The organism is Calderihabitans maritimus (assembly GCF_002207765.1).
GTDB classification, from domain to species: Bacteria; Bacillota; KKC1; order Calderihabitantales; family Calderihabitantaceae; genus Calderihabitans; species Calderihabitans maritimus.
The window spans coordinates 55,007-66,597 of the sequence record NZ_BDGJ01000084.1 but is presented as its reverse complement, the minus strand read 5'-3'; the positions used below and the strand labels follow the sequence as shown (position 1 = coordinate 66,597).

9 protein-coding genes and 1 pseudogene are annotated in these 11,591 nt (G+C 48.0%); 9 read left to right on the top strand and 1 reads right to left on the bottom strand.

Annotation, left to right across the window (positions count from 1 at the left end; translation table 11 throughout):
* The 9 genes and pseudogenes from KKC1_RS07650 to KKC1_RS07610 form a co-directional block, all read left to right on the top strand.
* Window positions 1-497: pseudogene (locus KKC1_RS07650) on the top strand (isocitrate/isopropylmalate family dehydrogenase); the annotation flags it as partial.
* A 1-nt stretch (window position 498) separates the two neighbouring features.
* A complete protein-coding gene (gene cimA / locus KKC1_RS07645; protein ID WP_088553872.1) occupies window positions 499-2,091 on the top strand; it encodes a citramalate synthase in 1,593 nt (530 codons plus the stop codon).
* 144 nt (window positions 2,092-2,235) lie between these two features.
* Window positions 2,236-3,054 carry a diadenylate cyclase CdaA gene (cdaA, locus tag KKC1_RS07640; RefSeq protein WP_428844932.1) on the top strand — a complete coding sequence of 273 codons (819 nt, stop codon included), beginning with the start codon at window positions 2,236-2,238 and terminating at the stop codon, window positions 3,052-3,054.
* 2 nt (window positions 3,055-3,056) lie between these two features.
* Window positions 3,057-4,001 carry a CdaR family protein gene (locus tag KKC1_RS07635; protein WP_192868137.1) on the top strand — a complete coding sequence of 315 codons (945 nt, stop codon included), beginning with the start codon at window positions 3,057-3,059 and terminating at the stop codon, window positions 3,999-4,001.
* 53 nt (window positions 4,002-4,054) lie between these two features.
* Window positions 4,055-5,710 carry an NAD(P)/FAD-dependent oxidoreductase gene (locus tag KKC1_RS07630; RefSeq protein WP_088553869.1) on the top strand — a complete coding sequence of 552 codons (1,656 nt, stop codon included), beginning with the start codon at window positions 4,055-4,057 and terminating at the stop codon, window positions 5,708-5,710.
* Window positions 5,711-5,712: 2 nt separating this feature from the next.
* Window positions 5,713-7,053: a phosphoglucosamine mutase gene (gene glmM, locus KKC1_RS07625; RefSeq protein WP_088553868.1), complete on the top strand. Its 1,341-nt coding sequence runs from the start codon at window positions 5,713-5,715 to the stop codon at window positions 7,051-7,053.
* Between the two features lie 295 nt (window positions 7,054-7,348).
* Window positions 7,349-9,178, top strand: coding sequence for a glutamine--fructose-6-phosphate transaminase (isomerizing) (gene glmS, locus KKC1_RS07620; RefSeq protein WP_088553867.1), 1,830 nt, complete (start codon window positions 7,349-7,351; stop codon window positions 9,176-9,178).
* Between the two features lie 587 nt (window positions 9,179-9,765).
* Window positions 9,766-10,077: a hypothetical protein gene (locus tag KKC1_RS07615; RefSeq protein ID WP_088553866.1), complete on the top strand. Its 312-nt coding sequence runs from the start codon at window positions 9,766-9,768 to the stop codon at window positions 10,075-10,077.
* A 64-nt stretch (window positions 10,078-10,141) separates the two neighbouring features.
* Complete coding sequence (locus tag KKC1_RS07610) at window positions 10,142-10,426, top strand: DUF2250 domain-containing protein (RefSeq protein WP_238134233.1); 285 nt, start codon at window positions 10,142-10,144, stop codon at window positions 10,424-10,426.
* A gap of 165 nt (window positions 10,427-10,591) precedes the next feature.
* Here the strand turns inward: KKC1_RS07610 and KKC1_RS07600 are convergent, their stop codons facing one another.
* Window positions 10,592-11,479: a DMT family transporter gene (locus KKC1_RS07600; protein WP_088553864.1), complete on the bottom strand. Its 888-nt coding sequence runs from the start codon at window positions 11,477-11,479 to the stop codon at window positions 10,592-10,594.
* Between the last annotated feature and the right edge of the window lie 112 nt (window positions 11,480-11,591).

Genomic DNA, 11,591 nt, shown 5'->3' with positions numbered 1-11,591 from the left:
GGAAATGTCCCCGCCTGTGGCGGGAAGTAGTCAACCGCATATCCCGGGAATATCCAGAAGTGGAACTGGAACACATGTACGTAGACAACTGCGCTATGCAGTTGGTACGCAATCCTAAGCATTTTGATGTGATTATTACCGAGAACATGTTCGGTGACATTCTGACCGATCAGGCGGCAATGCTTACTGGTTCCATTGGAATGTTGCCGTCGGCCAGCATTGGCGGTTCGGTGGCCCTGTATGAACCGGTTCATGGTTCTGCTCCGGATATAGCGGGCCAAAAAAAGGCGAATCCAATTGCCACCATTTTATCGGCAGCCATGATGCTGAAGTATTCTTTCCACATGCCGGAGGCAGCGGATTCTGTTTCGCAAGCTGTATCCGCCGTTTTGGAGAAGGGATACCGAACGCCGGATATTATGGAAGACGGCAAAACTCCGGTTAACACGGAAGAAATGGGAGAACTAATCAGAAAACATATCATTGGAGAGAGCTGATATGGCTAAAGTATTCATTTATGACACTACTTTGAGAGACGGTTCCCAAGGAGAAGGCATCAGCCTTTCGGTAGAAGACAAACTGAAAATAGCCGGCAAGTTGGATTACCTGGGAGTAGACTACATTGAAGGGGGATGGCCCGGTTCCAATCCCAAGGACCTGGAGTTCTTCCGCCGGGCGAAAGAACTTATTTTCAAGCATGCCCGCTTGACCGCTTTCGGCAGTACACGCAGGCCGGGCGTTAGGCCGGAAGAGGATGCCAATCTAAATGCCCTCTTGGAGGCCGGAGTTAAGACCGTGGCCATTTTCGGCAAGTCCTGGGATTTCCATGTTGTGGAGGCTTTAAAGACAACTTTAGAAGAAAACCTCAGCATGATCCGGGAAACGGTGTCTTATTTGAAAAATAAGAATCTGGAGGTCATTTATGACGCGGAGCACTTTTTCGACGGTTACAAAAACAATGGCGAATATGCTTTAAAAACTTTACAGGCGGCAGCAGAAGCGGGAGCCGACTGGATAGTTCTTTGCGATACCAATGGAGGTTCTTTACCTGATGAAGTTAACCGGATAGTAAAAGAAGTAAAGAGCAGAATTAAAACACCTCTGGGCATACACGCTCACAATGACGGCGAGCTGGCGGTGGCTAATTCCTTGGCGGCAGTAAGAGCCGGAGTGGATATGGTCCAGGGAACCATAAACGGATTTGGGGAAAGGTGCGGAAATGCAAATCTTATATCGGTAATTGCCAATCTGGAATATAAGATGGGGTACCGTTGCCTGCCGGAAGGTTGTTTGCGCCGCCTGACGGAAGTTGCCCGCTATGTGAGTGAGATAGCCAATGTTGTACTGCCGGGGCACCAGCCCTTTGTGGGCCAGAGCGCTTTCACTCACAAAGGAGGAGTACATGTCAGTGCCGTTCTCAAGGATTCTCGGACCTACGAGCATATTCCCCCGGAAGTTGTAGGTAACAGGAGGAGAGTTCTCGTTTCGGAGCTTTCGGGAATAAGTAACCTGCGGTACAAAGCGCAGGAACTAGACTTGGATATACCAATAGACGCTCCGGAAACCCGAAAGGTTATCCAGCGCATTAAAGAGCTGGAATATCAGGGTTTTCAGTTTGAAGGAGCGGAAGGTTCCTTGGAACTGCTGCTCCGGAAAGCTTTCGGACAATACCGGCAGCACTTCCAGTTGGAATCCTTCAAGATAATTGTAGAAAAAAGGGCCGAACAGGAAACTATTTCCGAAGCAGTGATAAAAATCCGGGTTGATGACCGGGTAGTACATACTGCTGCTGAAGGAAACGGTCCGGTAAATGCGCTGGACAACGCCTTGCGTAAAGCTCTGGAAGAGTTTTACCCGGTTATCCGGGAAATGCACCTTACCGATTACAAGGTTCGGGTCCTGGATGAAAAGGATGCTACGGCCGCCAAAGTGCGAGTTTTGATTGAATCGCGAGACAAAACCTCTTCCTGGAGTACAGTCGGAGTTTCCACCAACATAATCGAAGCCAGCTGGCAGGCTCTGCTGGACAGTATGGACTACGCCCTGCTAAAGCAACAGAAGGAAAAAACTGCGAAACGCGGGCTTCGGTGAAAGCGCCTCTCGCAAAAGCTGCTCGGAAGAGGCGCTTTTTCATTGGCCGGAGTTTGCAGAAAATGGGCTTGTTTCAAAAAGAAGGGTTTAGGGGGATATTGTCGAAGGTATTAGTGGATGTAGGCTATTCTCGAGGTGATTTTGTTGGCGGCTCAATTACAATTTCTCAAGTACCTCAGCCTTGAAGATTTTATATTGCTCCTTATTGATATAACGTTGGTCTCTTATGTTCTCTACAAACTTATCATACTAATCGAAGGGACCAGGGCTGCTCAACTGCTCAAAGGCTTGGCGGTGTTATTCATCGCTTCTTTCATCAGTGAGAAGCTCCATTTGACTACAGTTAGCTGGATACTCGATCAGACCCGTCTTATGATACTGGTGGCGTTACCGGTGGTGTTTCAGCCGGAACTTCGCCGGGCGCTGGAACAGCTGGGTAGAGGACGGTTTTTCACCTCCACTACTCTTTTGGGGGCCGCCGACATGTCTCGCCTGATAAACGAGCTCATCCGGGCAGTGGAAGTTTTAAGAAAGCATAAGACCGGGGCTTTAATTGTAATAGAGAGGGGAACAGGACTGAATGATTATATTGAAAACGGCGTGAAAGTGGAGGGGATAGTGAGTGCGGAGTTTTTGGTCAATATCTTTACGCCGCTGACACCTCTCCACGACGGCGCGGTTATTATCAGGGGTGACCGAGTGATGGCCGCGGCCTGTTTTTTGCCGCTAACCGACAGTCCTTATCTCAGTAGACAGTTGGGGTCACGGCACAGGGCTGCCCTAGGCATAACGGAAATATCCGATGCAGTGGCTATAGTGGTTTCCGAAGAAACAGGAACTGTTTCCGTTGCGGCGGAGGGGCAGTTGACCCGGTACTTGGAGGAAAAAAGCCTGCGCGAGCTTTTGGAACAATTACTGCTGCCTAAGAGTCAGGGCTTCCTGCTGGGGAAATGGAGGTCTTAAGGTTGAAAAAGGTCCTGGAGAGGAATATTACTTATAAAATAATCTCCGTATTTCTTGCCTTGCTTCTGTGGCTTTATGTTACGGAAGAACAACACCCTAATATGGATAATGTTATCAACGTACCTCTTGAGGTGAGAGGCCTGGCCTCTGGTCTGGTAATTGAAGACAAGCCGGCTAGCGTCAAGGTAAGGGTTCAAGGAAGAGAGGAGCTGGTAGCTAATTTAACCTCCCGGGATCTTCAGGCCTACGTGGAGACTTCTCACATGAGTGCCGGGGAAGTTGTACTTCCGGTCCAAGTCAGTGTTCCTCAGGGGGTTCAGTTGGTCAGTATTACTCCCCGACAGGTTACGATAAGCATTGACAAAATTTCTGAGGTACAGCTTCCGGTAACTTTAAATATTAGCGGAGGAGCTGCTTCGGGATATCACCTGCTGGAACCGGTGCTCAAGCCCTCGGAGGTAATTGTCAAGGGACCTCGGAAGCTTTTGGAACAGATAGGTGGCGTATTTGTAGAGGTTCGGCTGGACAGGCCGAAGCAACACTATCATAAATACCTTCCCGTCAAGGTAGAAAGCCAAAAGGGTCAATATATGAGTGACTGGCTGACGGTTGTACCTTCTACCGTTGAAGTTTTTATCCCGGTAGTAGCGGATAAACCGGGAAAGGTTGTTCCTATTAAAGCTGCTTTGCAGGGAGAAGTTGCTCCTGAATACCGGATCGAGCGAGTAGTGGTAGATCCAGAAACCGTCAAGGTTTATGGATCTTACGAGGTTCTGGATAAGCTTGATTATATTTACACCGTTCCGGTGGACATAAACGGTCTGAACCGGGACATATTGCAGCAGGTGGAACTAGTTGTTCCGCCGGAGGTAACTTTAGATTATAATCCTAAAGTAAAAGTTATTGTTCACCTCGAGAAACGGGCGGAGGAACAACTTTCCCCGTAGCACAATATACTATAGGCGTACTGGAGTTGAAATCTCAGACAGGGGAGAAAATCATGAAACTGCGGGTAGCCAATTTGCGGTTAGAGCTGGAACAGGATATTTCCATGCTGGTTCCTTTAATAGCGGAACGTTTGGATATAGTTCCTTCCCGCATCAAACAGTGGAAGATCGTGCGGGAATCGGTGGATGCTCGCCGTAAAAAAGTTTACCTGGTGTACACGGTGGAAGTTGAGATAGACGAAGGGCGGGAAAGGATAGAGAGATGGAAGGGCCGTCATGACGTTTTTATAATTACAGGGGATAAACGAAAACCTATCCAACGCGGTACGGAAAAGCTTCTTTATCCTCCGGTCATAGTAGGAGCCGGGCCGGCGGGTATTTTTGCGGCTTTGACCCTGGCCCGGTGGGGTTACCGGCCGGTACTGTTGGAACGGGGAAAGGACGTGGAAAGCCGGGTACGAGATGTGAACAGTTTCTGGAATGCCGGACAACTGGACCCCGAATCCAATGTCCAGTTCGGAGAAGGTGGGGCCGGCACCTTTTCCGACGGAAAACTGACCACTCGGATTAAAGATGGCCGGGTACGGGATGTGCTGGCCCAACTGGTGGAGGCCGGAGCCCCAGAGGAGATTACTTATGTGCAGAAACCCCATATCGGTACTGATCGTTTAAGGAAGGTTATTATTGAACTACGAAAGAAGTTGTTGTCTTTAGGTGGCCGGGTAATCTTTCAGGCCAAAGTTACCGGTTTCCGGGCCGATAACGGCCAATTGACGGCCATTGAAGTAAATCATAAGTATACTTTACCGGTACAGTTAGTTTTATTGGCTATTGGACACAGCGCCAGGGATACTTATGAGGAAATTTATCGCCTCGGAGCCCGTATAGAGCCCAAACCTTTTGCCATAGGGCTTAGAGTGGAACACCCCCAGGAACTTATAGACCGGATGCAGTACGGTTCTTTTGCCGGTCACCCACGCTTAGGGCATGCCGACTACCACCTTACCTACCGCAGCCAGCGCTTTGGACGGGCTGCCTATACCTTCTGTATGTGTCCCGGAGGTTATGTGATAGCCGGAGCTTCGGAACCGGACATGGTGGTAACCAACGGCATGAGTGAGTTTGCGAGAGATTCCGGGGTAGCCAATAGTGCTTTGGTGGCTACAGTCTCTCCTCTTGACTTTCCCGGAGACCACCCTTTGGCCGGAGTGCAATTCCAGCGTCATTGGGAAAGGAAGACATTTATCCTGGGAGGCGGAAATTATCGGGCGCCTGCCCAGTTAGTGGGGGATTTTCTTGCCGACCGGGAAGCCACCTTGGATGGCGCATTGGTCAAGCCGACCTACCGGCCGGGAGTAGTTCCTGCCAACCTGCGCCGGTGCCTGCCTGAAACCGTGGGAGCCACCCTGGCCGAGGCTATCCGCTATTTTGACACCAAGATCAGAGGTTTTGGCCATCCGGGAGCCGTTTTGACCGGGGTGGAAACGAGAACTTCCTCTCCCGTGCGTATTGTGCGTGACGATTCTATGATGTCGGTAAATGTGGGAGGGTTGTATCCGGTTGGAGAAGGGGCAGGGTACGCGGGAGGCATAGTAAGCGCTGCGGTAGACGGGATGAAGGCTGCCGAAAGTATTATCGGTAGATATGCTCTTCCCCGGAGTGATTTTCCTTCGGAAATACTGACTAGGCTGGAAAGGAGTGAACAGTAGCGGTGGGAGTTCTTTTTGGGACCGACGGGGTCAGGGGTAAAGCTAACCAGGAGTTGACTCCTGAACTGGCCTACCGTTTGGGCCGGGCAGGAGCTTATGTTTTGTCCCGGACTGTCGAGGAACCCCGTATAATTGTAGGGAAAGATACCCGCATTTCGGGAGACATGCTGGAAGCCGCCTTGACGGCTGGAATTTGTTCCGTAGGAGTGGATGTGATCCAGGTAGGTGTAATGCCGACGCCGGCTATAGCCTATCTGACCCGCCGGATGGGGGTAACTGCCGGGGTGGTTATATCTGCATCCCACAATCCGGTTGAAGACAACGGTATAAAATTTTTTGGCAATTCCGGTTACAAGCTGCCGGACGAAACAGAAGCTGAAATAGAACGTATCGTACTGAACGGGACGGACAGTTTGCCTTATCCTACCGGCGCTGCCGTGGGAAGGGTGGTCCGCCGGCCAGAAGCTGTGGAACAGTATATAGAATTTCTCAAGAATTCGATAGATACCCGGCTGGAAGGTTTGAAAATAGTAGTAGACTGCGCCAACGGTGCAGCCTACCAGGTGGCTCCCCGGGTGTTGGCTGATTTGGGAGCGAAAGTAGTGCCGATCTTTGCCGAACCGGACGGGGTTAACATTAACCGTGACTGCGGTTCCACCCACCTGCAGAATTTACAAAAAGCCGTAATGGAACACGGAGCGCACCTGGGGTTGGCCCACGATGGTGATGCGGACCGGGTGATAGCGGTAGATGAGAAGGGTGAAGTGGTGGACGGCGACCAGATAATGGTCATCTGCGGCCTGGACCTGAAGGAGCGGGGAAGGTTGCCCGGTGATAAAGTAGTAGTAACCGTTATGAGCAATATGGGATTACACCTGGCCTTCCGGAAAGCCGGAATCAGCGTATTGCAGACAGCTGTAGGAGACCGTTACGTCTTGGAAGAAATGAAGCGTTCCGGGGCTATGTTGGGTGGAGAACAATCGGGGCACATTATTTTTCTGGAACACAGCACGACCGGCGACGGGCTTCTTACGGCTTTACAACTCCTATCAACCGTAGTCAAGCGGGGAAAACCTCTTTCCGAGCTGGCAGCCCAAATGGCCCGTTTGCCGCAAGTAATGGTTAATGTGCCGGTGAGGGACAAAAACAGGCTGGCAGAAAACGATGAGATGCAGAAGGCCATTGCAGAAGCTCAAGCCCGGCTGGGAGAGCGGGGTCGGGTGCTGGTAAGACCTTCTGGAACCGAACCGCTGATCAGAATTATGGCCGAAGGACCGGACGAAAAAGAACTGGAGGAAATCACGTCCGGCCTGGCTGCCGTTGCTAAAGAGCACTTACAATAGTAAAGGGGTGGTCTTAACAGTTTATAATGAGTTTCAAGGGGGTGATAACTTAGGTAATTTATAACGACAGGAGAAAGATTTAGATTTTCAAGCGCCAGGGCCACTTGTAAGCTGTTTACAGGTGGTTGACGAGGAAGGGGTTTATCGAATTATCGGCGGGTGCCCCTCGGTCCGGTCACGACCGTTAACGGTACCTACAAAACCCGGAAGCAATTCCGGGGACAAAGGGTACCAGGTGACACCAAAAAATGAATAGCATTTTCCGTTTGGATGTATAAGAGATAGGGGTGAAAATATGTGCGGTATCGTTGGATACGTTGGCCATAAATCTGCTGTACCGATTTTACTTAAGGGCTTGAAAAAGCTAGAGTACCGGGGTTACGATTCCGCAGGTATTGCTGTTCTCAACTCCGGCAGTATAGATGTAGTAAAAAAAGTGGGTAAGCTGGAGGTACTGGAGGAACATGTGGGCCATAAGAATGGTGGCGCCTGTATTGGTATAGGACATACTCGCTGGGCAACTCACGGTCGTCCTTCCGATACCAACGCCCACCCTCATACCGACTGTACCGGTCGTTTTGCCGTTGTCCATAACGGGATTATCGAAAATTTTCAGGAGTTGCGTGGGTGGTTAAAGGAAGAGGGACACTCATTCAAGTCGGAAACCGACACCGAGGTTTTAGTTCATTTATTTGAACATTTCTACCGGGGAGATCTTGTAACTGCCCTGCGCCAGGTGATGGAAAAAGTGGAAGGTTCCTATGCCATGGTAATCTTATCCCTCGAAAATCCCGGGCAGCTTATAGCGGCGCGGCAGGACAATCCTTTGATCGTGGGCCTGGGAGAAGGAGAAAATTTTATTGCTTCGGATATACCAGCCATTCTCGAACATACCCGGCAGACCTACATCCTTAATGACGGGGAAGTAGTACTGGTAACTTCAGACCAGGTTCAGGTTTTTGACCGGCAGGGAAATCCCGTGCATAAAGAAGTCTTTCATGTCCAGTGGGATATGGAAGCGGCAGAAAAAGGCGGCTATGACCATTTTATGATCAAAGAGATATGCGAGCAGCCCAAAGCAATCAGAGACACGCTTAAAGGACGTTTGGATTTGGAGAAAAAGAAAGTTGTGCTCAAAGAAATTGGGTTGGATAAAGAAGCAATAGAGAGAATCGACAGGATTTTTATTACCGCCTGCGGGACGGCTTACCATGCCGGGCTGGTAGGCAAGTACGTTATCGAGAGAATGGTCCAAATTCCGGTCGAAGTAGATATAGCCTCGGAATTTCGCTACCGGGATCCTTTAATCACAGAAAATTCGCTGGTGATAGTTATCAGCCAGTCGGGAGAGACGGCTGATACCTTGGCGGCTTTGCGCATGGCCCAGAAGAAAGGGGCCCGGGTGCTGGCCATCACCAACGTGGTGGGCAGTTCGGTAGCCCGGGAAGCCGACGATGTGATTTATACCTGGGCCGGTCCGGAGATTGCGGTAGCCTCCACGAAGGCTTATGTAACGCAGTTAATAGCCATATACCTGCTGAGTTGCTACCTAGGCCAACTCCGGGGAACGGTAAGCGGGGAACAGTTGGAAGAGATTATAGAAGCTTTAGTTCGGCTACCCGGCCAGGCGGAAGCTGTCCTGAAGCAGCAGACACAGATTAGGGAGATGGCCCGGCGGTGGGCGAAATGGGAAGACGCCTTCTTTATCGGCAGAAGCCTTGATTACGCTGTGGCTATGGAGGGACAGCTTAAGCTGAAGGAAATTTCCTATATTCATGCTGAGGCCTATGCTGCCGGTGAACTGAAACACGGGACCTTGGCCCTCATAGTGGAAGGAGTCCCGGTCATAGTTTTGGCTACGCAGAAGGAAGTGTACGAGAAGACCATCAGCAACCTGCAGGAAGTGAAGGCCCGGGGTGCTTACATTACGGCAGTGGCCTTTGAAAGCGACCAGGAGATTGGGAAACTGGTGGAGGAGACCATTTACATTCCAGACACCATCTCGCTGGTAGCACCGGTACTGACGGTTATCCCCCTGCAGCTCCTGGCCTACTACGCAGCCGTCGAACGCGGTTCCGACGTCGACAAACCCCGCAACCTGGCCAAAAGCGTGACCGTGGAGTAAAGCAGGCTAAGAGGTTTGGTATTGTTGTCCAAACATAAAAAACTCTGCTCAAAGATAAAAAGGTTTGCTTAAGGATAAAAAAGTCTGCTTAAAATCATGGGGTGTAATGCAGGGAAATCCTGTATATATCCCATGATTTTTTTATGCCCGCGTGTGTACACGGGTGTGTTATCAGTCCATGAGATTAATCCATCTGAAGGTGTAACCCCATCTCCTACCAACCCGGAAAAATTAAATAAATATAGAAAGATCAAGGCTTTGACACCTTCAGGTATGTGTGGAGAAACCGATTTTTAGGGTAGAGTTGGGATAGTAATATGGTGCGGGGGATAACTCTCTCCGTGGTGAATACACCCCCGGTTTCGAGCAGACTTTGCTTATCTTTTTTTACTTACGTTTTTGTTAAGACATGGGAATTTAGTTGACATAACAGGGGAACTACTGGATATAGTTGATATTTAGCAGGAAGATTTATATAATTTATATCTAACTGTATTTTATTTTAAACTGCTGAAATTGAAATTAAGAATTGGAAATTTAATAAGCTGGAGTACTGAATTTTAATTTCTAAGTTAGGTGAAAATGAAATGATAGACAAAGATATCTTTATAAAAGTTTTGATAGAAAGAGTTAAGAAACTTCCTGTTGGGCATTATTTAGATATCAGAAGTTATAAAAGAAATCGTACTGTATTAGTAGTTAAAGAAGATCATGACTCTTTCTTAGTTATAGAAGATGGTTTTTTCAAAGAAGAATTTCATGTAAATTTAGCAAAACTAAAAAAACTGTTTAAAGTAATTCTTAAAAAAGAGTTTCCTCGTAGTCACAAAATTCGGTTATATACTATGGGCAAATACAATGAAAAAGACATTAAAGCTATTAAAAGAAAAAAAATATAACACTTCATAAAGATTTTTATATTAAAAAATAAATCTATTTATGAAAGGCAGTAAGATTAAAACGATGCTTAATTGGGATATTTTAGAAGAAAATGATCTTAAAATTTTAAAATACCTTTACAATATTGAAGCGGACTGCGCCAAGTTTATAAGTCGTAGATTGAGGATAAGCTTAGAGGAAACAATGCAGCGTTTAAAACACCTAGAGAAATTAGGATTTTTAGAGCGTGTAAAAGGGACTTTTCTTAAACGCAAGGACCTTTATAAGCCTAAACATATGAACCACACATATTATAAACTCACTCGTAAAGCTCGTCTTGATATAAGAAGTTGGTATAGAGAAGGATAGAAACCAAAAAGCGTTACGGTCTATTTTTCGGCTATGTCCATAGTTGTTAAGTAAATTATCTTTGTCAGTGCTTCATCGTTTGAATATGCCGTTTTAGTCTTGGTTACTTTCCGTAATTGTTGTGGTTTGTCTGAAGTCCCCCAAAATTGTTCTGTGCCTATCTATCTAAATTACTGCGTCCTCTTTATGGCCTTTCAGTAATTCGGCAACTAGCATCGCGGCGAGAATGAGGGCGGCACCTAAAAGTTGCCGCGGAGTCAGTATTTCACCCAGGAAGAGAAAGGCGAACAAAGCGGCGAAAACAGGTTCGGTAGAAAAGATGATGGCGGTTCTGGTAGGGGTAGTAAAACTCTGCATGGTGGTCTGAATTAAAAAAGCCAGGGCGGTTGCTGGAATGGCGGTGATAAATAGTGCACTTATTACTTCTGACGACAAGCTTCCCGGCGGTATCTCCGTAAACCATCCCCAAATACTGCTGGCCGCCGACACCGTGGCTATTTGCACAGTAGCTAAAAGGGCGGGGTCGAGGTTGGGCGCGTATCGACCTACCAGGATAATATGCAGGGCAAAGGATATGGCACAGAGAAATACCAGAAAGTCACCCCAATTTAATTGGAAACTACTGCCCAGGGACAGGAGGGCAAGTCCCAGCGCGCTTTTTATAACTGCCAGGATTATGGGCCAGGCCGGTGGTTGCCGGGTAATAATAGTGGAAAATAAGGGGACTAGAACCACCGAGAGGCCAGTTATAAACCCTGCATTGGAAGCAGTGGTATACTTTAAACCTACCGTCTGGAATCCATAACCTGCAAACAGGGCGATACCAATTAAAACGCCGGCTACCAGCGTTTCTTTAGTAAAATTTTTTAGCCGGCGGTGATAGATAATCGCAAGAAACAGAGCGGCGATGAAAAAGCGGATGGCATTAAAAAAATGGGGTCCGATATCGTCCAGGGCATTTTTTACCGTTACAAAAGTAAAACCCCAAACCAGGGCAACCATCAATAAGGCTAAGTCTGCTTGAACTTGTGATATTTTCTTGGCCGGTTTCATTGTCCTTCTCCTCCTTGGTTTTTTATTAAGGAAATTTGCAATATTTTGGACAACATAATTTTAACACAAATAAATAGGGTTGTTAGACGAAAAACGGCTGTTTATATACATT

What these genes read in the sequence shown, in the direction of transcription:
- glmS (WP_088553867.1), top strand. Translation starts at nt 7,349, where the DNA reads ATGTGCGGTATCGTTGGATACGTTGGCCATAAATCTGCTGTACCGATT.
- KKC1_RS07600 (WP_088553864.1), bottom strand. Translation starts at nt 11,479, where the DNA reads ATGAAACCGGCCAAGAAAATATCACAAGTTCAAGCAGACTTAGCCTTA.
- KKC1_RS07630 (WP_088553869.1), top strand. Translation starts at nt 4,055, where the DNA reads ATGAAACTGCGGGTAGCCAATTTGCGGTTAGAGCTGGAACAGGATATT.
- KKC1_RS07610 (WP_238134233.1), top strand. Translation starts at nt 10,142, where the DNA reads ATGCTTAATTGGGATATTTTAGAAGAAAATGATCTTAAAATTTTAAAA.
- KKC1_RS07615 (WP_088553866.1), top strand. Translation starts at nt 9,766, where the DNA reads ATGATAGACAAAGATATCTTTATAAAAGTTTTGATAGAAAGAGTTAAG.
- cimA (WP_088553872.1), top strand. Translation starts at nt 499, where the DNA reads ATGGCTAAAGTATTCATTTATGACACTACTTTGAGAGACGGTTCCCAA.